Genomic DNA, 19,653 nt, shown 5'->3' with positions numbered 1-19,653 from the left:
AGCAGCGCTGTCGATGGAGGTCACTCTAAACATTGCGCTTCTTTGCTGATAGCGAAAATAGATGCTCAACTTGTTCAAAAATTTTGATATTGGTTGATTGCGCGGCAACGGGCGCATCAACCCTTGGCAGAACAAACGATTGCCGCTATGATCCGCCGCACTTTTTTCAGTGACCCGGATCCCATGGCCCACTCGCGCAGCCACTCCCCTTTCGCCGGTGCAGTCTGGATGATGGTAGCAGGCCTCTGTTTCGCCGCCGTCAACAGCCTGAGCCAGTATGTCAGCTTCAAGCTTGGCCTCCCCTCGACCCAGGTTGCCTTTCACCAGTACCTGATCGCCCTGATCTGCCTGCTGCCCTGGCTGATCCGCCACGGTTTGCGCCAATCCCTGATGACCAACCAGCTGCGCCTGCATCTATTGCGGGTCGCTCTGGCAGTGATCGGCATCCAGTTCTGGCTCTGGGCGCTGGCCGAGCCCGTCCCCATCTGGCAGGGTATCGCCCTGCTGATGACGTCACCGCTGTTTGCCACGCTGGGCTCCGCTCTCTTTCTCAAAGAGCAGGTGAGCCGAGCCCGCATCGTGGCCACTCTCTCCGGCTTTGTCGGTGCCATGCTGATCCTCGCCCCCTGGAATGATGATTTCAGCTGGGCCTCTCTGCTACCGGTGGCAGCGGCGCTGTTCTGGGCAGGCTACTCCCTGCTGGTGCGCTATCAGGCGGCGAGCGAATCGTCCCACACCATCGTCGTCTACCTGCTTATTTTCAGCACCCCGTTCAATGCCATGCTGGCGCTGCCGGAGTGGCAGTGGCCAACGGAAAGCCAGTGGCTGCTGGTAGCCGCCTCCGGCGTGTTGTCGGCTCTGGCCCAGATGTCCATCGCCCGCGCCTACAGCGTGACGGAGGCCTCCTTCATCCAGCCCTTTGATTTTGCCAAGCTGCCGATGAACGTACTGGCAGGCTGGCTGGTGTTTGGCTGGGCGCCGCCCGGCCGACTGTGGCTTGGCGCCGCCATCATCATTGGCGCCATCACGTTGCTGACCCATCTGGAGCAGCGCGCCCGACCATCCGTTTCCTGAGGTACGCCATGCGTGCCTCTTTTTTTGCCCGCTATTCCCGCAATCACGTGTGCGATAGCGATCATCAACAATGACCAACGACATCAGGAGAGATCGTATGTTTGGAACCGCAACCCGCCCCGGCGCCACCCGCGCCCTGCTGCTGGGCTCCGGCGAACTCGGCAAGGAAGTGGCCATCGAGTTGCAGCGCTTCGGCATCGAAGTGATCGCCGCCGACCGCTATGCCAACGCCCCCGCCATGCAGGTGGCCCATGCCGCCCGGGTGCTGGATATGCTCGATGGCGCCGCCCTGCGCGAGCTGGTCGCCGAGATCAAACCCGACCTCATCATCCCCGAGATCGAGGCCATCGCCACCGATACGCTGGCAGCCCTTGAGCAGGAGGGGGTCAAGGTAGTGCCCAATGCCCGCGCCACCCAGCTCACCATGAATCGGGAAGGGATCCGCCGTCTCGCCGCCGAGACCCTGGGCCTGCCCACCTCCCCCTACCGCTTTGCCCAGAGCAAGGAGGAGTTTGTCGCCGCCGTAGAGACCATCGGCATGCCCTGCGTGGTGAAGCCGGTGATGAGCTCATCCGGCAAGGGACAGAGCGTGCTGCGCGATCTCGCCAGGCTCGATGAGAGCTGGACTTACGCCCAGGAGGGTGGCCGCGCCGGTCGTGGCAAGGTGATCGTCGAGGGCTTCGTTCCCTTCGAGTACGAGATCACCCTGCTCACGGTACGCGCCGTCGATGGCATTCACTTCTGCGAGCCTATCGGCCACCGGCAGGAAGATGGCGACTACCGCGAATCCTGGCAGCCACAGGTGATGAGCGAACTGGCGCTGGCCCGCTCCAAAGAGGTAGCGGCCAAGGTGGTTGAGGCCCTCGGTGGTTACGGCCTGTTCGGGGTCGAGCTCTTCATCAAGGGCGACGAGGTGTGGTTCAGCGAAGTCTCGCCGCGCCCCCACGACACCGGCATGGTGACTCTGATCTCGCAGGATCTCTCCGAGTTCGCCCTGCATGTGCGCGCCATTCTGGGGCTGCCGGTAGGCACCATCACCCAGTACGGGCCAAGCGCCTCTGCCGTGGTGCTGCGCGAAGGGCACAGTCAGGATATCCGCTATCAGGGGATTGGCGAGGCGCTTGCCAAGGTGCCGGGTGCCCAGCTGCGACTGTTTGGCAAACCGGAGATCGCCGGTCGCCGTCGTCTTGGCGTGGCGCTGGCCCGGGGTGAAGATTGCCGCGAGGCGGTCGAGCAGGCCAAAGCCGTTGCCGCCAGCGTCGAGGTCATTTTCTAAACGCTGCTTTTTCGCCGCACCGGAACAAACGTTTGCCGGTGTGATCGGGCGCAAGGGGCATGGCAATGCCCCTTTTGCATTTGCTCGTCAGGCTTATAATCCCCTCTTCAATTTTTTCAGGAGTACAAGATGTTAGCTGCCGTGATCTTCGATATGGATGGTGTTCTGATCGACTCGGAACCCTTTTGGCAACGGGCCCAGATCGCCGTGTTCTCCGAGCTGGGTCACCCCCACACCGTCGAGGATTGTGAGTCGACCATCGGCGTGCGCATCGATCAGCTGGTCGCCCACTGGTATCGCCTGCGTCCGTGGAGCGGCCCGAGCCAGGACGAGGTGGTGCAGCGCATTCTGGATCGGGTCAACGCCCTGATCCTCTCCGAAGGTCAGGCCAAGGCCGGCGTGCTGGAGGCACTCGACCTTATCGAAGCGCGCGGCCTGAAAGTGGGTCTGGCCACCTCCTCCCCCTTTGCCATGGTGGAAGCGGTGCTCGGCAAGCTCGGCATTCGCGATCGCTTTATGGCGGTTCACTCCGCTGAAGTAGAGCGTTTCGGCAAACCGCACCCGGATGTCTATATCCACGCCGCCGAAAAGCTGGGGGTTGAGCCGGTACACTGTCTGGCCATCGAAGACAGCTTCACCGGTCTGCTGGCGGCCAAGGCGGCCTCGATGAAGGCGCTGATCGTGCCGGATCCGGCTTTAGTGGGAGACCCGCGTCTGGCTATCGCCAACTACCAGCTGAGCTCGCTGGCCGAACTCAATAGTGAAATGCTGGCCAGCTGGGCCAAATAATTCGCCCGCACCAGCCGTTCGCATCCTTCACGGGGCCGCAGGCATACCTGTCTGTGGCCCCTTTTTTATGGATGAATAGGAGCCAAAGGATAGATACCCACCTAGCGGCAACAAGAGGAAAACCGGCCGGATGCACAGCCCCCCTCCCGGATGGCCAAATAGCCTTTTTGGCCAGTAAAAACCGCCGTTCAGCCCCTTCCATTACCAACCAGTAGTTGGCAATAACAGCTACAAATCGCCGATTAGAAACCAACTTTCGGGCCATTTTTGCCCCGGCAGTGTCTGCTGATCCCCTTTTCCGATCCGGGTTTGATCCCTGTCATACCGCCTTCATAAACGTGCGCTTGCTCGCGGTTACCCTGCGCCTGCGCAGCTAGAATCAAGGGAGACAGGCGGCCCGTGGGCCCGAGGAGGTTATCATGATCGAGTACACCAGCAAGCGCATCGTCTGCCCCCACTGCGGCCACCATACCCGGGTCGAGCTGGATGCCAGCCAGGGGGATCAGGAGTTCTACGAAGATTGCATGGCCTGCTGCAATCCGATCCACCTGCGGCTGCATCGGGATGAAGAGCGCGACCGTCTGCAACTCTTCGTGGATGCTGACGACGAGCAGATGTTTTAAGAGCGGCCGGATAGCAAAAGGGGCGTGACTCGCGAGAGTGACGCCCCTTTTCGTTTCGTGGTCAGCGGTAGATGCTGCCCTGCCGCGATTTCGCTCTGGCCCAGAGCGTCTCGTCATCGAGATCGGTCTGGATCAGCTCGATGGGCACCCCGGCATCATTGATCACCGCCACCCGATAATCATCGATCGGCTCGTAGGGCCCCAGGATCACCTCTTCCCCCTCGATGGCGGCCGCCAGATCATCCACCTTGAAGGCGACGTGAGGTACGGTTCTCAGCAGCTCGTGCAGCGGCGAATCGTCGGTAAAGTAGTGCCACTGAACCCGAAACCGCCCCGGGTTATCCTCGGTATACATCCCCACCTTTTCGCTGTGGATGCCATGGGGCAAGGCCACGGTGCTGGGGATGCCAAAGTGGTGAAAGGTATAGTTCAGGCCCGGTTTCATCTGCGCTTTTCCCTGACGTCAAGCCATTCGGCTGGCCAGTACCCGCTCCACCGTATCGACGATGGCCTGGGTCTGGGGATCGATCTCGATATTGGTCGGCCAGCCGGCGCGTACCCAGCCGAGGTTGGTGCGAGCCAGCGTCTCGGGGATCAGATGGACGCAAAACTCGCGCTCGCGCACCTCGCCGATGGTCAGGCTGATGCCGTCAATGCCGATATACCCCTTGGTCAGCACATATTTCATCAGCTCGGGGGCGAGGCGATACCACACCTGACGGTTGTTGGGGGTGTCGATCACCGAGGTCACTTCCGCCATCCCGATAATGTGGCCGGACATGGCGTGACCGCCGATCTCGTCACCAAAACGGGCGGCCCGCTCCACGTTGACCTTGTCCCCCACCTGCAGCTTGCCGAGGTTGGTCAGGCGCAGGGTCTCCTGCATCAGATCGAAACTGACCAGATCCCCTGCAATCCGGGTCACGGTGAGACAGCAGCCGTTGTGAGCCACCGAGGCACCCAGAGCCAGCCCTTCCCCCCACTCCCGGCTGGGCATGCGGATCACGTGGGTACGAAATGAAGCACTCTCTTCGATGGCGACCAGCTCGGCCACACCTTGCACAATTCCGGTAAACATCATCACCTCTTTGTTTCTGGTAACACGCTCTGTTTTTTTATCGCGGCCTGTGCCGCTTCTTTTACACAATCCGCTTTTTACACAATTCGTTTCATACAAACTGTCACACCTGCTCCGCCGCCTCAGACCGCGCCAGCACACTCGCCCGGCGCTGGGAATGGATGACCACTATGCCAGCCAGCACGATGAGCAGACACCCCGCCATACTACTGAGGGTCGGCATTTCACCAAACATCAGATAGCCACAGAGGGTAGAAAAAAAGATCTGGAAATAGAAGAAGGGCGCCAGAGTAGAGGCCTGCGCATACTGCATCGCCTTGATAAGGCAATATTGAGAGAGCAGGGTCACCACCGGCAGCGCCAGCAGATAGGGCCAGTCGGCAAGCCCAGGGAAGCGCCACAGTGCGGGCTGCCAGCAGAGCGCGACCATTGCCACCATCCCCAGCATGAAGCAGGTGACGATCAGGATATCGAGGGTGGTCAGACGTGGATCCACCAGCTTGGTGATGAGGTTGTAACCGGTGTTGGCCAGCACGATGATCAGTGGCAGCAGGTAGTAGAGGTTCGCGTCCCCCCCGTCGGGATGGGTCACCACCAGCACGCCAAACAGCCCCAGCAACACGGCCGCTACCTTGGTTCGGGTCAGACGCTCCCTGAAAAAGATGACACCGGCCACCACAAAGGCCAGCGAGCCAAGCTGGCAGATGATGGTGTAGACGTTGAGCGGCACATGGGCCAGCGCAATCACCGAGACCAGCGCACAGACCAGAAACAGCAGCGAGCGCAGCAACAGCCAGCGATCCACCGCCAGCAGCGCCGACACGGTGCGCCTTGGCAACAACAGCAGCAGACCGAGGAAAGGAACAAAGAAGCGAAACCAGACCATCTCCATCACGGAGTAGCCATGGAGTACCAGATATTTGTCCGCGCCATCCTTGAGCGTCAGGGCGAGAAGAGCAAACAGCGTCAGGAAGATCGCCAGTGAGTTGCGCGAAGAGAGCAGCATCAAAGAGGCCGAAACAGGAAAAGGGGGTAACCAAATTAACGGGCTTGCCGCAAATTACAACCGCGAGACTGACAAAATGGGAGCAAAACCGCTATATTTGCTCGCCTTTTTACTTTCAAGGAAGCAAATCATGATGGTTTATGAGTGCTGTGAAGCGATCCGTATCGCCTATAACCAGATTGGCTCCGGCGAGCAGGGCTACGTGCCGAAGGCCATCGCCGCCGCTATCCGCGCCCTCAACGCGGTCGCCGCCGATGAGCGGGTGCCCGCCGAACTGCGTGAACAGGCCGCCTATGCGGCAGCCAACCTGCTGATCAGCGATCACGAAGACGCCTGATCCCGCTGCCGGGGCGGCAACTATTTCGTCCTGGATGAATTTCAGGCTAAAATGCCTCCCCCACCCTTTGCATGCCCGCCCGGGTGTGCAAAGGCTCTTCCCGATTTCCGCTCTTTCTCTATCTATCTGATCCACTCGGAGGTGTCAGTGCAACGTTATTGGTCCGAGGCGAAGCAGCTCGTCCGTCTAGCCAGCCCCATTCTGGTCGCCCAGGTCGCCCAGGTCGCCATGAACTTCGTCGATACCGTGATGGCGGGTCAGGTGAGTGCGGTCGATCTGGCCGCCGTGTCGGTGGCCTCCAGCTTCTGGCTACCGGTGATCCTGCTGGTGCAGGGGATCATCATGGCGCTCACCCCCATCGTTTCCCAGCTCAACGGCGCCCGCAAGCGGGATCAAATCCGCCCGGCCGTCCATCAGGGCTTCTGGCTGGCGCTCATCGTCACCCCGCTCGCGATGATTGCGCTCTATTACAGCCCGCTGGCGCTGCAGTTCATGGATGTGGAGCCGGTGATGGCGGCCAAGACCACCGGCTACCTGCACGCCATCCTGTGGGGTCTGCCCGCCTTCGTGATGTTCCAGGTGCTGCGCAACTTCAGTGAGGGGCTCTCCCACACCATGCCCACCATGGTGATCGGCTTTGTCGGGCTGGCGGTCAATATTCCCGCCAACTACATCTTCATTCACGGTCACTTCGGCATGCCAAAGCTCGGCGGTGTCGGCTGTGGCGTGGCTACCGCCATCGTGCTGTGGGCCATGCTGCTGGCGATGATCCTCTACGTGAAGCTCTCCTCTCATTTCAAGGAGATCAACCTCTTCTCCCGACTCGCACGCCCCAACGGCAGCCGGATCTGGCGCCTGTTCCGCTTGGGGTTCCCCATCGCCATGGCCATCTTCTGCGAGGTGACCTTGTTTACCGTGGTGGCCCTGATGCTGGCCCCCTTCGGGGCCGAGACGGTGGCGAGCCACCAGATTGCGCTGAACTTCTCCAGTCTGGTCTTTATGCTGCCCCTCTCCATCGGGGTGGGCGTGACCATCCGGGTCGGCCACAGCATCGGCGAAGGTCAACCCCATCACGCCCGGGTGGCAGCCCGCACCGGCCTGCTGCTGGGGATGGGCATTGCCGCCCTCACTGCAGCCCTGACGGTGCTGCTGCGCGAGCAGATTGCCTCTATCTATACCGATGATCAGCAGGTGATTGCGCTAGCCGCCCTGCTGCTCTTCTTTGCCGCTGTATACCAGATCTCCGACTCGGTGCAGGTGGTCGCGGCGGCGGCGCTGCGTGGTTACAAGGATACCCAGGCGATCTTCTACGTCACCATCGTCGCCTACTGGGGGCTGGGGCTGCCGACCGGCATGATCCTGGGTCTCACCGACTGGGTGGTTCCGCGGATGGGGCCGCAGGGCTTCTGGATTGGCTTTATCGTCGGCCTCACCAGTGCCGCGCTGATGCTGGGGGCTCGCCTGCGCCATATCTATGGTCGCTTCGCGACGCCGGAGGCGTGCACTACCCTGTCGCGGGCCCAGTAAAAGCGGCAACTCGCCTGCAAAATCAACAGGCTGCGCAAGAACTGGGCAAACAGTCTCCTTTGTGCGTATGGCCTGTTGACAGCCTTGGGGGGCATGGGTAGTATGCCGACCACGCCAGCAATGCTGGCGTAGTGAAGTGGGTTTATAGCTCAGTTGGTTAGAGCACTACCTTGACATGGTAGGGGTCGTTGGTTCGAATCCAATTAAACCCACCACTTTTCTGTGATGCGTCCTTAGCTCAGCTGGTTAGAGCACCACCTTGACATGGTGGGGGTCGGTGGTTCGAATCCACTAGGACGCACCATCACAGATTGCTGTTATGCGTCCTTAGCTCAGCTGGTTAGAGCATCACCTTGACATGGTGGGGGTCGGTGGTTCGAATCCACTAGGACGCACCATAACAGTTTGAATATATTGCAGATGTAAGTTTGATGTGGGTTTATAGCTCAGTTGGTTAGAGCACTACCTTGACATGGTAGGGGTCGTTGGTTCGAATCCAATTAAACCCACCACTCCCCTGCAAAACAGAAAGTCGCATTGCGCACCCTGCGTCCTTAGCTCAGCTGGTTAGAGCATCACCTTGACATGGTGGGGGTCGGTGGTTCGAATCCACTAGGACGCACCAGATTTGAAAAGCCCGCTCGATGAGCGGGCTTTTTGCATTCTCTCCCCTGCCTTCTCGCACTTTTTTTGCTGCGCCAACAAAAAGCCCGCATCACCATTTGCATGACACGGGCTGAATAGACACCGCCAGACCATCAGGCCTGCACGGCAATATCGTACTTCTTTATCTTGCGATAGAGGGTGGCAATCCCGATCCCCAATGCCTGCGCCGCCAGCTTCTTGTTGCCAAGCCGCTGCAGAGTCTCCTCGATCATCTGTTTCTCCATGCTCTCCAATCCACTCTCTCCCGGGGCAGGATCCAGCAACTTCTCCGGCATCACCGCCATTGGCACTTGCGCTGCCACCGGTTCGCCCGGGATGGCGCTCAGGGGCACGATGGGGATGGTCTGGGTGACCACCGGATGGGGATCCTGATTGCGGATGATGTTGGGCGGCAGCAGGCTGCTGTCGATCACCTCACCCGCCTGGCTGACGTTGACCAGATATTCGATGAGGTTGCTCAGTTCGCGCACGTTGCCCGGCCAGCGATACCCCTTGAGCAGCGCCATCACCTCCGGCGTCAGGCCGGGGTAGACGGTGCCGATCCGGCTGGTGTGCTGGTTGAGGAAATAGTGGGTCAGCAGCTCCACATCCCCTTCCCGCTCGCGCAGCGGCGGCAGGTTGAGAGGGATGACGTTGATGCGATAGAAGAGATCCTCGCGAAACTTCCCTTCGGCGATGTACTGGTCGAGATGCTGATGGGTGGCGGCGATGATGCGAATATCCACCGGCACCGGCCGGCTGGCGCCGATGGGTGTCACCTCCCGCAGCTCCAGCACCCGCAGCAACTTGGCCTGCATGGTGAGCGGCATGTCGCCGATCTCGTCGAGGAACAGGGTGCCCTGATGGGCCGCCTGAATAAGCCCCTGCTTGCCACCGCTGGAGGCGCCGGTGAAGGAGCCCTTCACATAGCCAAACAGTTCGCTCTCCAGCAGCTGCTCGGGGATGGCGGCACAGTTGATGGCGATAAAGGGTTTGTCATGGCGCGGGCTCAGGCGATGAACCGCGCGGGCAACCACCTCCTTGCCGGTGCCGCTCTCGCCACAAATGAGCACGCTCGACGGGCTCTGGGCAATGCGCTGCAACAGCCGCTTGAGGTTGCGCATCGGCTTGCTCTCGCCGATCAGCAGGTCGATGCGCACATCGGGATCCGGCTCGCGCACCTGCCCGGAGTGGGACTGGTGAAAGGCCATCAGGAAGAGCTGCTGCCCCTGCACATGGTGCAGCTGACCGATGATCAGCTCCTGGCGATCGCCCAGGGTGAAAATGTGCTGGATATGACCGCTGATCTCCTGCCGGGCAAAGGTGAGCGGGCGGATCCCCACCTCACGCCCCTGCAGTTGCTCCGGCTGGCAGCCCAGATGATGCAGCGCCGCTTCGTTGGCAAAGCGCACCTGATTCTTCTCGTCGAGCAGCAAGCAGCCCTGATCCATGTGGGTCATCAGATCGAGGAACACCTTGTTGACCCCGTCCGACAGGCCGCGCGAGTCGAGCAGCTTGGCCACGAAGATGGTGGAGATGTGGCGCACATAGTCACACACATCCTGCAGATTGTTGTTGAGACGGGCCTGCTGCTCGGCGCTGAAGGCGACCAGACTGATTACCCCGATGCACCCCTCGTCCACCATGATAGGCACCCCGAGGAAGGCGCGCTCGCGACAGCTCTCCTTGCAGCTGCACCCCTCGCAGACCGGATCATCACTGGTGTGGGTAACGATCTTTTCCCGCTGATTGTCGATGACATAGCGCAGCAGGCGGGAGTCCCCCTCCAGCTGGCGGCCAAAAAACTTGCCATAGGGGCCAGTGCCCGCCACCCGCACCATATCGGCATCGACGATCTCGACCTCAAGTTGCAGCACACTCGCCAGCATCTTGGCAAAACGCAAGATGGTGGGCTGGATCTGCATCAACAGACACTGGTTGCTCACGGATCTCATCCATCATTCCTTTTTGTTCTTGTTGTTCTCCCTCTAAAGGGAGCCATGCTGGCCAGATACTAAGGGATATCCGCCAGCACAACTTCGGGGGGGATCACGAAAAGGGAAAATGAATGACGGGGATAATGAGCACAAAGATGAAGATAAAAACCAACAAAAACAAAAATATAGAAGATGTGAGCAAGATCAGGTCGGCAGGTGAAGCGCCAGCCAGACTGACAGCGGGATCACCACCACCGAGAGAGCATTGCCGCCGAGCACGATACTGGCCACCTTCTCCGGCTGACAGTGGTACTGCTCGCAAAGCATGTAATTAAGCACCGCAGGCGGCAGGGAGACCGACAACATCAGGAGCGGGATCCACTCCCCCTTGAGAGGCAACAACCATATCGCGAGCAGCAGAGACAGACCGCCCGCCAGCAAATAGAGCAAGTTGCATTTGAGCGCCAGCCCCAGATGATCCAGCTCCCCTTCCGTCAATCTAATTCCCAACGCAAAGAGCATCAGCGGCACCGAGATCTGCCCGACCAGCGAGGCGGTGGTCACCACATACTCCGGCAGCGCGATATGCAGATTGGCTACCAGCAATCCGGCCAGCGCGGCCCAGAGCACCGGACTGCGCAGCCAGAGCCAGCGGGAGGTGTTGGCCGAGAGGATAAACATACCGACCGAGAAGTGCAGCAGGTTGGAGAGCACAAAGAGGATAACGATGGCCCCCAGCTGCTGCTCGCCAAAGGCCAGCACCATCAGGGGAATGCCGAGGTTGCCGGTATTGCGGAACATGGCGGGCAAAATGAGCGCCGCCCGTTCAATCCCCTTGAGCCTGAGTAGCGTGAGCAGCAGACCGGGCAGCAGGATCACCATCGCGCCGGCCGCGATGAGCGGCAGATGCTCCCCCAGCGCCAGCGGATACTTGACCAGGGCGGAGAAAACCAGCGCCGGGGTAAACAGCTCGATATTGGCACGATTGACATAACCGAGCGCAGCCTCTGGCCGCAATCGGCCATAAAGAGCGCCAAGCCCGACCACAGCAAACACGGGGATGACGATATTGAGCAGGGCGCCGAGCACAGGGAGCTCCTGTTACAGTTCGCGGGCAGGCTTGCCCATCAGTAGTTGCGGATCGAGGGTTACCTCTTTGCTGCCATTACTGATCCAGAGCTGTCCTTCCGAGATGGTGCAGGTGAGCTGCATGGTGCGCTCCACCATCTCGGTAAGCGGCAGGGTCTGGCTCTCGGAGAGCTCGATGATGCTGAGGTTGTCGTGCAGGCCAAGCTTGCCCTGATTCTGCTTCCACCAGACGCTGGTGCCGCGGCCGCCATAGAGATAGAGCACCACTTCACGGGCGCGGTTGCAGGCCTTTTTCAGCCGCTTCTCATCGGGCTGACCCAGCTCAATCCAGAGCTCGATCTCGTCCGAGTAGTTCTTGCGCCAGAGCTCGGGTTCGTCATCGGCGCTGAGCCCCTTGGTGAACTCCAGCCGCTCGGCAGCATGCCAGGCAAAAGCCGCCAGCCGGATCATCATCCGTTCGTCGGTTTCGGAGGGGTGGCGCGCCAGTGTGAGGGAGAAATCCTGATAGAGGTTGCGATCCATATCAGACAAGCTGATCTGGGCCTTGAATACGGTTGCCTTGAGAGCCATAGAAAACCTTGAATACCCTGTGACAAGTGGGGGTAGAAAATATGGCCGTCAGTGTAATCAAAATCAGTGGCAGGTTCGAACCTTTCTGCCCCCAGGCCTGGATTTAAGTGCTTTAAAAGACAGAAAAAACAAATGCCAGTCCGAAGACTGGCATTTGGCGGTATCAAGAAGCGACTCACTTCTCGGCGGACTGGACTCCGAACGCATTGAGCAGCGCACAGCAGGTGACTGCCACGGCTACGAATCCGCTCAGAAAGATAAAGGGCATGGCCCCGTATCCCAGCACAGTCCAGATGGTGTGTTCAAGAAGACTCATTGTGTGTCCTTCATCCAGTGAAAGGTGTGTTCCTTTTGGCGGATGTAGGCTCCGCTCTCGTGAGGCCATTTGACCTCAATGTGAGTATGAGTCCAATGCCACCAAAGTAATAAATGCAGGGTGCATTTGAGCTGGATCAACTTTTTCGGCCGAATATCCATCCAGATCAAGCGATTAGATGGCCATTATCGGGCCAGCCCTGCCTCTGCACGTCTTGTGACGTAAAACGACCGGCAGCGTGACTCAATGGCATAAAAAAACGCGCCCGGTGGCGCGTTTTTGAATGTCCGGCTGACGATCAGTTGTCACACAGATCGTTGGGCATATCCTGACGCAAGCGGGTCCAGAGTTTGCCTGACTCGATACCGTACTGACGCACTGTCATAAAGACGGCTTCATGGTTTTTGGTCTCGGCCAGACCAAGCAGCGTCTTGTAGTAGGCATCTGCGGTCTCGCGGGCCTGCTTGTCGGAGAAATAGTAGCTACCGACCCGGCTATACAACCCTTTAAAACCGTTCAGGATCAGCGCGTAGATCGGATTGCCGGAAGCAAATGCCAGCTGGTGATGCAGGCGATAATCGAACTCGGCATAAGCCTGTGGATTGTTCTCGACCCCATCAGCGCCACGCAGGATCTCGGCGGCCTGCTCCGGATTGTGACGGATCGCCCCGCGAATAAAGATGGTGCAGATGTGGGTACGGGCAGAGAGCAATTGGGCTATCAGATCCGGCACCTTGTCCTGATCGAGACGAGCCAGCGTCTCCAGAATATTGAGACCCGAGGTTTCCCAGAAGTTGTTCACCTTGGTCGGTTTGCCATGCTGGATGGTCAGCCAGCCATCACGGGCCAGTCGCTGCAGCACTTCACGCAAGGTCGTCCGCGTCACCCCGATCAACTCGGACAACTCACGCTCGGCGGGCAGAATGGATCCGGGAGGAAAGCGATTGTTCCAGATGGACTCGATGATGTATTCCTCGGCAAACCCTGCAGGGCTCTGCGCTTTTATAACCATGAATTGACTCTGTTGTAATGCGTAAAAAGGCTGACGAATGATATCAAAGCGATGATGGCTGGCAAGCAGAAGGTCAGTCCTCTGCTCACATCGGGACAAATATTGTTGATAACTTGTATTCAATCACATCCCTTGTAGTGGGAAGCCGCTCAATGTGTGGTTATTAAACCACCATCAAGACCGCTTCCGGCCTGCTCTTATTTATAATCGGCCCGCTTTTTGATTAAAATCACGTGACATCAACTCGTGAAAGGTCAACATCCGGACGTACTGGTCGCTCCATCATTGACTGCATGGATGCAAGATCCCAACAACAACCCAGAGACCCAACATCATGCCAATAAGCCTCGGGCAGGCATTTGCCAAGAACTTCCTCGGCAATGCCCCACACTGGTATAAAAGCGCCATTCTGCTGTTTCTGGTGATCAATCCGATCGCCTTCTATCTCGACCCCTTCAGCGCGGGCTGGTTACTGGTGGTGGAATTTATCTTCACCCTTGCCATGGCCCTCAAGTGCTACCCCCTGCAACCCGGCGGTCTGCTGGCCATCGAGGCGGTGCTCATCGGCATGACCTCTGCCGAACAGGTCAAACACGAGCTGGTCGCCAACATCGAAGTGCTGCTGTTGCTGGTCTTTATGGTGGCCGGCATCTACTTCATGAAGCAGTTGTTGCTTTTCGTCTTTACCAAGCTGCTGATCGGGGTGCGCTCCAAGATCCTGCTCTCCCTCTCCTTCTGTCTGGTCTCCGCCTTCCTGTCGGCGTTTCTCGACGCCCTGACCGTGATTGCAGTGGTGATCAGCGTGGCAACCGGCTTCTACGCCATCTACCACAAGGTCTCCTCCGGCAAGGAGTTCGGCAATCCCCACGACCATACCCAGGATCAGGAGGTGCCCGAACTCAACCGTCAGGATCTCGACAACTTCCGCGCCTTTTTGCGCAGCCTGATGATGCATGCCGCCATCGGTACCGCCCTGGGTGGCGTCTGCACCCTGGTGGGCGAGCCGCAGAACCTCATCATCGGCGAGCAGGCGGGCTGGCACTTTGGCGAGTTTGCGGTGCGCATGGCCCCCGTCACCCTCCCCGTCTTTATCTGCGGTCTGCTGACCTGCGTGGTGGTCGAGCGTTTCCGCTGGTTTGGTTACGGCACCCTGCTGCCGGACAACGTGCGCGCCATCATGGAGGAGTACAACCGCTACGAAGAGGCGAAGCGCAGCCCGCAGGACAAGGCCAAGCTGATTGTCCAGGCGCTGATCGCCATCTGGCTCATCATCGGTCTCGCCCTTCATCTGGCGGCGGTAGGCCTCATCGGCCTCTCGGTCATCGTGCTGGCCACCTCGCTCACCGGCATCACCGAAGAGCATGCGCTGGGCAAGGCGTTTGAAGAGGCACTGCCCTTCACCGCACTGCTGGCGGTCTTCTTCAGCGTGGTGGCGGTGATCATCGATCAACAGCTGTTCAAACCGGTGATCCAGTGGGTACTCTCGGCCGACCCCGAGCAGCAGCTGGCCCTCTTCTATATGGCCAACGGTCTGCTCTCCATGGTCAGTGACAACGTCTTTGTCGGCACTGTCTATATCAACGAGGTGAAGACCGCCCTGCTCAACGGCGCCATCAGTCGCGAGCAGTTCGATCTGCTGGCCGTGGCCATCAACACCGGCACCAACCTGCCGTCAGTCGCCACCCCCAACGGTCAGGCCGCCTTCCTCTTCATGCTGACCTCGGCGCTGGCGCCGCTGCTGCGCCTCTCCTACGGTCGCATGGTGTGGATGGCGCTGCCCTACACCCTGGTGCTGGGACTGGTCGGCTTCTTTGCGGTCGAGCTGCTGCTCGGCCCCGCCACCCAGTGGTTCTATCAGCAGGGATGGCTGGTGCTGTCAGAGGGTGCTGCCGCCGTGGCGCCCGCACTCCACTGAACTCATTGTGCCTAATCGAGAAGGGTCCCTGCGGACCCTTTTCTTTTGCTGTCCGCTCTGCTCTAATTCAGCCACTATTTTTTTCAGAGAGATCAATCAGATGATCGAGTTTCTGCGCCGTTTGGCAGCCAATCGACTGGCGTGGGGGCTGCTCGCTGCCTCCGCTCTGTTCCTTGAGCTGTGTGCCCTCTTCTTCCAGCATGTGCTCGGGCTTCACCCCTGCGTCATGTGCGTCTACGAACGGCTCGCCACCCTGGGTGTGCTCACGGCCGGTCTTGTTGGTCTCATCGCTCCGCAGAAGTGGTATCTGCGCTGGAGCGCCATGCTGCTGTGGGGATACAGCGCCTTCCGTGGCTTCCAGCTGGCCCTCAAGCACGTCGACTATCAGATGAACCCCTCCCCGTTCAACGTCTGCAGCCCGTTTGCCGACTTCCCTAGCTGGGCCCCCCTCGATCAGTGGATCCCCTGGCTCTTCTTCCCGGACGGCGATTGCGCCGAGATCAGCTGGCGTTTCTTCGACTTCTCCATGCCCCAATGGCTGGTCGCCATCTTCGCAGCCTATCTGCTGGTTTTCGTGGTAGTAGCCATCGGCAATCTGGTGAAAGGACGCTGCTGCAGCTGACGTTTGCGTGGACGTAGAGATCGTTAACAACAAAAAGGGGGAGCCATTATGGCTCCCCCTTTCTCATGCTTTCTGACCGCTGGTTACGCCTTGGCGGCGCCCATCTTGGCCTTGATCGCCCCGATGACCATTGGCAGCAGCGAGATGCCGATGATGCCGAAGATAAGCAGGGTAAAGTTCTGGCGCACCACCGGCAGGTTGCCAAAGAAGTGGCCCGCATAGACAAACGACAACACCCACAGCAGACCACCAACCAGATTGAAGGCGAGGAAGCGCGGATAGGTCATGGCACCCATGCCGGCCACGAAGGGGGCGAAGGTACGCACGATGGGCAGGAAGCGGGTAATGATGATGGTCTTGCCACCATGTTTGGCATAGAAGGCGTGGGTCTTCTCCAGATAGTCGCGGCGGAAGATTTTTGAATCCGGGTTGCGGAACAGCTGCTCGCCAAAGAAGTGACCTATGGTGTAGTTGACCACGTTGCCCAGCACTGCCGCGATGATCAGCACGGCCGCCAGGGTATGGACATCCAGCACGCTGCCCACGGTGAGCGCACCGGCAGCAAACAGCAGGGAGTCACCCGGCAGGAAGGGGGTCACCACCAGTCCGGTCTCGCAGAAGATGATGAGAAACAGGATGGCGTAAACCCAGATGCCGTAGTTTTCAAACAGCTCTTTCAAATGCACGTCAACGTGCAGAATAAAGTCGATTGCAAAGAGGATCAGATCCATTTTTCCATACTCGTAAAGTGAACGGCGTGGAGTCTACGCCAATGCCAGTCGGCCCACAATCGCTGGGCCGGCCTCTTTTTAAGCCAGCTAACCCCTCAGCCAAATGAAACCGTTTTTCCTGCTGAACCGCCCGCCCTGACTTATCCAGCAAGCGGGAAAATGGTGACAGAGAGTGTGACTTACTGCTTTACCTCCAGCTCGTGGCGCACCTGCTGCGGCAGGCAACGCTCCCAACCCCACAGCAGAATTAGCAGCAGGGTCGCATCGTCGAGCCAGCCAAAAAGCGGGATCATGTCCGGCACCAGATCTACCGGACTGATGCCGTAAAGCAGGATAAGGATCACCAGCCCCTTGGCCCACCAGGGGGTACCGGGATGGCGAAAGCCCTGATAGAGGCGGCGTACTCGCCGCCAGAGCAATCCGCGTCTGGTGCTCATGACTCTATCAGCTCGCTGCGCAACCGCTGGATCTGATCCCGCAGTGCGGCCGCCTGCTCGAACTCCAGATCCCGCGCATGCTGGAACATCTGCTCCTCCATCCGTTTGATCTCTTTGGCAATCTCGCTGGCAGAGCGGGCATGGTACTCCCCTTGCGGTTCGGCGGCCTTGCGGCTCCCTTTGCCCGGTTTGCCGGTGGGACGGCTTCCCCCCATGTCCATCACATCCCCCACCGACTTGTTGAGCCCTTTGGGCACGATGCCGTGCTTGAGGTTGTGGGCATGCTGCAGGGCACGGCGCCGCTCGGTCTCTTCAATCGCCACCTGCATGGAGTTGGTAATGGTATCGCCGTAGAGGATGACCTTGCCGTTGAGGTTGCGCGCCGCCCGGCCTATGGTCTGGATCAGCGAACGGGTGGAGCGCAGAAAGCCCTCTTTATCCGCATCGAGAATCGCCACCAGCGACACTTCCGGCATGTCGAGACCTTCCCGCAACAGGTTGATCCCCACCAGCACGTCAAACTTGCCGAGACGCAAATCACGGATGATCTCCACCCGCTCCACGGTATCGATGTCGGAGTGGAGGTAGCGCACCTTGACGTCGTGCTCCGCCAGATATTCGGTCAGATCCTCAGCCATTCGCTTGGTCAGGGTGGTGACCAGCACCCGCTCCTCCACGGCAACCCGCTTGCGGATCTCGGAGAGCAGATCGTCCACCTGGGTGCTGACTGGCCGTACTTCCACCTCGGGATCGAGCAGGCCGGTGGGACGCACCACCTGCTGCACCACATCGCCACCGGATTTCTCCAGCTCGTAGGGGCCGGGGGTCGCCGAGACAAACACCGTCTGCGGCATCAGCGCCTCAAATTCATCGAACTTGAGCGGCCGGTTGTCGAGCGCCGAGGGAAGCCGGAAACCGTACTCCACCAGAGTCTCCTTGCGGGAGCGGTCCCCTTTGAACATGGCGCCGATCTGCGGCACGGTTACGTGGGATTCATCGATGATGAGCAGGCCATCCCCCGGCAGGTAGTCAAACAGGGTGGGCGGCGGCTCCCCCGGCGCGCGGCCGGAGAGGTAGCGACTGTAGTTCTCGATGCCGGAGCAGTAACCCAGCTCCTGCATCATCTCCATGTCGAACTGGGTACGCTGGCTGATGCGCTGCTCCTCCACCAGCTTGTTGAGTGACATCAGCTGTTCGCGACGCCCTCTGAGCTCCTCCTTGATGTGCTCGATGGCGCCGAGGATGGTCTCGCGCGGGGTGGCATAGTGGGTCTTGGGATAGATGGTGTAGCGCACCACCGTCTGCTCAATGGCGCCGGTCAGCGGGTCGAAGAGGGAGAGGCGCTCCACCTCTTCATCAAACAGCTCTACCCGCAGGGCAAGCTTGTCCGATTCGGCGGGGTAGATGTCGATCACCTCGCCGCGTACCCGGAAGGTGCCACGCTGGAAAGCCATGTCGTTGCGGGTGTACTGCAGCTCGGCGAGCCGGCGCAGGATATCCCGCTGGTTGATCACATCCCCCACTTTCAGATGCAGCATCATGCTGAGGTAGGCCTGCGGATCCCCCAGACCATAGATGGCCGACACCGAGGCGACGATCACCACGTCGCGCCGCTCCAGCAGCGCCTTGGTGGCCGACAATCGCATCTGCTCGATGTGATCGTTGATGGAGGCATCCTTCTCGATGAAGGTATCGGTGGTCGGCACATAGGCTTCGGGCTGGTAGTAGTCGTAATAGGAGACGAAATACTCCACCGCATTGTCGGGGAAGAACTCCTTCATCTCGCCGTAGAGCTGGGCGGCCAAGGTCTTGTTGGGGGCCAAAATCATGGTCGGGCGATTGAGGGTGGCGATGACGTTGGCCATGGTGAAGGTCTTGCCTGAACCGGTCACCCCGAGCAGGGTCTGGTGGGCCAGCCCTGACTCGATGCCATCGAGCAGCCTGGCTATTGCAGCGGGCTGATCCCCGGCGGGTTGAAACTGGCTGGCTAGTTTGAACAGTTTGCTCATGAAGACTCCCGACACAAAACAGCAAGTAGCGCAGTGTAACCGAGTGCTTCCCGGCGGTACACTCGCTTGCGGTGGCGCGAACGGCTTGACCCTCTCCGGCGCCTTCTGTATGATGCCCCTCCTTGCCTGATGTTCCCCCGTAGTTCAGTCGGTAGAACGGCGGACTGTTAATCCGTATGTCACTGGTTCAAGTCCAGTCGGGGGAGCCAATTCCTCACCATATCGGTGCAAGTTATCCACTTTAGTGCCCTCCCCAGCTTTTTTTAATGCACAAGATCCCGTTTGCGGATCCGTTTCCCGTTTCCTCCCGCGCTCCCCCTAGCAGAGTTTTCTTCTGCCATATCTAACTATTTGATTTTTATAGCAAGTTTTTTTCTGCGGTATTTTTTGAACAGCACTTGCAGCCCAGTCGTGACGCGGCTTTCCGGCCGATGAACAAGATTCATAAACAGGGTTATCCACAGATTCTGTGGGTAACTGCCGCAATCCCTGTCGGGACGCGGGATAGCTGGCAACCCCGGCTTTTCAGGAGCGGTTTTGCAACGAAACCTGATTTTATGCTGTTTTTACGCATCTCTGGTCAGTGGCGCAAAAGGGGTCTTTTGAACCTTTCTCGAGATATCTTTTTGCCAGGCCAGTCAGGCTGGGCGAACAGGCAAA

19 protein-coding genes and 6 tRNA genes are annotated in these 19,653 nt (G+C 59.3%); 14 read left to right on the top strand and 11 right to left on the bottom strand.

Annotated elements, in window-relative coordinates; translation table 11 throughout:
- Positions 1-183: 183 nt before the first annotated feature.
- The 4 genes from BS300_RS00305 to BS300_RS00290 all read left to right on the top strand — a co-directional run bounded on the left by BS300_RS00305 (position 184) and on the right by BS300_RS00290 (position 3,762).
- Complete coding sequence (locus BS300_RS00305; protein ID WP_071910321.1) at positions 184-1,074, top strand: DMT family transporter; 891 nt, start codon at positions 184-186, stop codon at positions 1,072-1,074.
- Positions 1,075-1,171: 97 nt separating this feature from the next.
- Positions 1,172-2,350, top strand: a complete 1,179-nt coding sequence (purT, locus tag BS300_RS00300) for a formate-dependent phosphoribosylglycinamide formyltransferase (RefSeq protein ID WP_071909982.1) — start codon at positions 1,172-1,174, stop codon at positions 2,348-2,350.
- 129 nt (positions 2,351-2,479) lie between these two features.
- Positions 2,480-3,139, top strand: coding sequence for a hexitol phosphatase HxpB (gene hxpB / locus BS300_RS00295; protein WP_071909980.1), 660 nt, complete (start codon positions 2,480-2,482; stop codon positions 3,137-3,139).
- A 419-nt stretch (positions 3,140-3,558) separates the two neighbouring features.
- Positions 3,559-3,762 carry a CPXCG motif-containing cysteine-rich protein gene (locus BS300_RS00290; protein WP_033112514.1) on the top strand — a complete coding sequence of 68 codons (204 nt, stop codon included), beginning with the start codon at positions 3,559-3,561 and terminating at the stop codon, positions 3,760-3,762.
- Positions 3,763-3,823: 61 nt separating this feature from the next.
- On the opposite strand, the gene BS300_RS00285 is transcribed toward BS300_RS00290, so the two are convergent.
- The 3 genes from BS300_RS00285 to BS300_RS00275 all read right to left on the bottom strand — a co-directional run bounded on the left by BS300_RS00285 (position 3,824) and on the right by BS300_RS00275 (position 5,846).
- The gene (locus tag BS300_RS00285; protein WP_071909978.1) at positions 3,824-4,207 is read right to left on the bottom strand and encodes a hypothetical protein; all 384 of its coding nucleotides are present in this window, start codon (positions 4,205-4,207) and stop codon (positions 3,824-3,826) included.
- 18 nt (positions 4,208-4,225) lie between these two features.
- The gene (locus BS300_RS00280; RefSeq protein ID WP_041207881.1) at positions 4,226-4,840 is read right to left on the bottom strand and encodes a riboflavin synthase; all 615 of its coding nucleotides are present in this window, start codon (positions 4,838-4,840) and stop codon (positions 4,226-4,228) included.
- 103 nt (positions 4,841-4,943) lie between these two features.
- The gene (locus BS300_RS00275) at positions 4,944-5,846 is read right to left on the bottom strand and encodes a DMT family transporter (RefSeq protein ID WP_071909974.1); all 903 of its coding nucleotides are present in this window, start codon (positions 5,844-5,846) and stop codon (positions 4,944-4,946) included.
- 130 nt (positions 5,847-5,976) lie between these two features.
- On the opposite strand from BS300_RS00275, the gene BS300_RS00270 reads away from it, so the two are divergent.
- The 7 genes from BS300_RS00270 to BS300_RS00240 all read left to right on the top strand — a co-directional run bounded on the left by BS300_RS00270 (position 5,977) and on the right by BS300_RS00240 (position 8,335).
- Positions 5,977-6,183 carry a YaeP family protein gene (locus BS300_RS00270; RefSeq protein ID WP_019445841.1) on the top strand — a complete coding sequence of 69 codons (207 nt, stop codon included), beginning with the start codon at positions 5,977-5,979 and terminating at the stop codon, positions 6,181-6,183.
- 147 nt (positions 6,184-6,330) lie between these two features.
- Positions 6,331-7,710 (top strand): MATE family efflux transporter, encoded by a 1,380-nt coding sequence (locus BS300_RS00265; protein WP_071909972.1) that lies wholly within the window; start codon positions 6,331-6,333, stop codon positions 7,708-7,710.
- Between the two features lie 138 nt (positions 7,711-7,848).
- Positions 7,849-7,925 (top strand) — tRNA-Val (locus BS300_RS00260).
- A 12-nt stretch (positions 7,926-7,937) separates the two neighbouring features.
- A tRNA-Val gene (locus BS300_RS00255) sits at positions 7,938-8,014 on the top strand.
- A 17-nt stretch (positions 8,015-8,031) separates the two neighbouring features.
- Positions 8,032-8,108: transfer RNA gene (locus tag BS300_RS00250), tRNA-Val, on the top strand.
- Positions 8,109-8,145: 37 nt separating this feature from the next.
- Positions 8,146-8,222 (top strand) — tRNA-Val (locus BS300_RS00245).
- A 36-nt stretch (positions 8,223-8,258) separates the two neighbouring features.
- A tRNA-Val gene (locus BS300_RS00240) sits at positions 8,259-8,335 on the top strand.
- Positions 8,336-8,468: 133 nt separating this feature from the next.
- Here the strand turns inward: BS300_RS00240 and BS300_RS00235 are convergent.
- From BS300_RS00235 to fadR, 5 genes are all read right to left on the bottom strand, one after another.
- Complete coding sequence (locus BS300_RS00235) at positions 8,469-10,310, bottom strand: sigma 54-interacting transcriptional regulator (RefSeq protein ID WP_071909970.1); 1,842 nt, start codon at positions 10,308-10,310, stop codon at positions 8,469-8,471.
- 186 nt (positions 10,311-10,496) lie between these two features.
- Positions 10,497-11,381, bottom strand: coding sequence for an AEC family transporter (locus BS300_RS00230; protein WP_071909968.1), 885 nt, complete (start codon positions 11,379-11,381; stop codon positions 10,497-10,499).
- A gap of 12 nt (positions 11,382-11,393) precedes the next feature.
- The gene (locus BS300_RS00225) at positions 11,394-11,951 is read right to left on the bottom strand and encodes a YaeQ family protein (RefSeq protein ID WP_042030612.1); all 558 of its coding nucleotides are present in this window, start codon (positions 11,949-11,951) and stop codon (positions 11,394-11,396) included.
- Between the two features lie 175 nt (positions 11,952-12,126).
- Positions 12,127-12,267: a TIGR02808 family protein gene (locus BS300_RS00220; RefSeq protein WP_071909966.1), complete on the bottom strand. Its 141-nt coding sequence runs from the start codon at positions 12,265-12,267 to the stop codon at positions 12,127-12,129.
- A gap of 298 nt (positions 12,268-12,565) precedes the next feature.
- Positions 12,566-13,279, bottom strand: a complete 714-nt coding sequence (gene fadR / locus BS300_RS00215; RefSeq protein ID WP_033115828.1) for a fatty acid metabolism transcriptional regulator FadR — start codon at positions 13,277-13,279, stop codon at positions 12,566-12,568.
- 334 nt (positions 13,280-13,613) lie between these two features.
- Here fadR and nhaB point away from each other — a divergent pair, with 334 nt between their 5' ends.
- Positions 13,614-15,194: a sodium/proton antiporter NhaB gene (gene nhaB, locus BS300_RS00210; RefSeq protein ID WP_071909964.1), complete on the top strand. Its 1,581-nt coding sequence runs from the start codon at positions 13,614-13,616 to the stop codon at positions 15,192-15,194.
- A gap of 100 nt (positions 15,195-15,294) precedes the next feature.
- A complete protein-coding gene (gene dsbB, locus BS300_RS00205) occupies positions 15,295-15,816 on the top strand; it encodes a disulfide bond formation protein DsbB (RefSeq protein ID WP_071909962.1) in 522 nt (173 codons plus the stop codon).
- Positions 15,817-15,899: 83 nt separating this feature from the next.
- Here dsbB and BS300_RS00200 read toward each other — a convergent pair whose 3' ends face one another.
- The 3 genes from BS300_RS00200 to uvrB all read right to left on the bottom strand — a co-directional run bounded on the left by BS300_RS00200 (position 15,900) and on the right by uvrB (position 18,993).
- The gene (locus BS300_RS00200) at positions 15,900-16,547 is read right to left on the bottom strand and encodes a DedA family protein (protein ID WP_033115822.1); all 648 of its coding nucleotides are present in this window, start codon (positions 16,545-16,547) and stop codon (positions 15,900-15,902) included.
- Positions 16,548-16,726: 179 nt separating this feature from the next.
- Positions 16,727-16,984, bottom strand: a complete 258-nt coding sequence (locus BS300_RS00195) for a DUF1232 domain-containing protein (protein ID WP_071909960.1) — start codon at positions 16,982-16,984, stop codon at positions 16,727-16,729.
- Positions 16,981-18,993 (bottom strand): excinuclease ABC subunit UvrB, encoded by a 2,013-nt coding sequence (gene uvrB, locus BS300_RS00190; RefSeq protein ID WP_071909958.1) that lies wholly within the window; start codon positions 18,991-18,993, stop codon positions 16,981-16,983. Before uvrB ends, BS300_RS00195 begins: the two co-directional genes overlap by 4 nt.
- A gap of 133 nt (positions 18,994-19,126) precedes the next feature.
- Here uvrB and BS300_RS00185 point away from each other — a divergent pair.
- Positions 19,127-19,202, top strand: a tRNA-Asn gene (locus BS300_RS00185).
- The last annotated feature ends 451 nt before the right edge of the window (positions 19,203-19,653 follow it).

The sequence above is a fragment of the Aeromonas sp. SCS5 genome (assembly GCF_001887375.1).
Classification (GTDB): Bacteria; Pseudomonadota; Gammaproteobacteria; order Enterobacterales; family Aeromonadaceae; genus Aeromonas; species Aeromonas jandaei.
This window is presented reverse-complemented; position numbering and strand designations above follow the sequence as displayed.

Coding starts and splice junctions, on each gene's coding strand:
- BS300_RS00305 (WP_071910321.1), top strand. CDS start 184: ATGGCCCACTCGCGCAGCCACTCCCCTTTCGCCGGTGCAGTCTGGATG.
- BS300_RS00195 (WP_071909960.1), bottom strand. CDS start 16,984: ATGAGCACCAGACGCGGATTGCTCTGGCGGCGAGTACGCCGCCTCTAT.
- BS300_RS00220 (WP_071909966.1), bottom strand. CDS start 12,267: ATGAGTCTTCTTGAACACACCATCTGGACTGTGCTGGGATACGGGGCC.
- hxpB (WP_071909980.1), top strand. CDS start 2,480: ATGTTAGCTGCCGTGATCTTCGATATGGATGGTGTTCTGATCGACTCG.
- BS300_RS00290 (WP_033112514.1), top strand. CDS start 3,559: ATGATCGAGTACACCAGCAAGCGCATCGTCTGCCCCCACTGCGGCCAC.
- uvrB (WP_071909958.1), bottom strand. CDS start 18,993: ATGAGCAAACTGTTCAAACTAGCCAGCCAGTTTCAACCCGCCGGGGAT.
- purT (WP_071909982.1), top strand. CDS start 1,172: ATGTTTGGAACCGCAACCCGCCCCGGCGCCACCCGCGCCCTGCTGCTG.
- BS300_RS00225 (WP_042030612.1), bottom strand. CDS start 11,951: ATGGCTCTCAAGGCAACCGTATTCAAGGCCCAGATCAGCTTGTCTGAT.
- BS300_RS00235 (WP_071909970.1), bottom strand. CDS start 10,310: ATGAGATCCGTGAGCAACCAGTGTCTGTTGATGCAGATCCAGCCCACC.
- BS300_RS00270 (WP_019445841.1), top strand. CDS start 5,977: ATGATGGTTTATGAGTGCTGTGAAGCGATCCGTATCGCCTATAACCAG.
- BS300_RS00280 (WP_041207881.1), bottom strand. CDS start 4,840: ATGTTTACCGGAATTGTGCAAGGTGTGGCCGAGCTGGTCGCCATCGAA.
- nhaB (WP_071909964.1), top strand. CDS start 13,614: ATGCCAATAAGCCTCGGGCAGGCATTTGCCAAGAACTTCCTCGGCAAT.
- BS300_RS00275 (WP_071909974.1), bottom strand. CDS start 5,846: ATGCTGCTCTCTTCGCGCAACTCACTGGCGATCTTCCTGACGCTGTTT.
- dsbB (WP_071909962.1), top strand. CDS start 15,295: ATGATCGAGTTTCTGCGCCGTTTGGCAGCCAATCGACTGGCGTGGGGG.
- BS300_RS00285 (WP_071909978.1), bottom strand. CDS start 4,207: ATGAAACCGGGCCTGAACTATACCTTTCACCACTTTGGCATCCCCAGC.
- BS300_RS00200 (WP_033115822.1), bottom strand. CDS start 16,547: ATGGATCTGATCCTCTTTGCAATCGACTTTATTCTGCACGTTGACGTG.
- fadR (WP_033115828.1), bottom strand. CDS start 13,279: ATGGTTATAAAAGCGCAGAGCCCTGCAGGGTTTGCCGAGGAATACATC.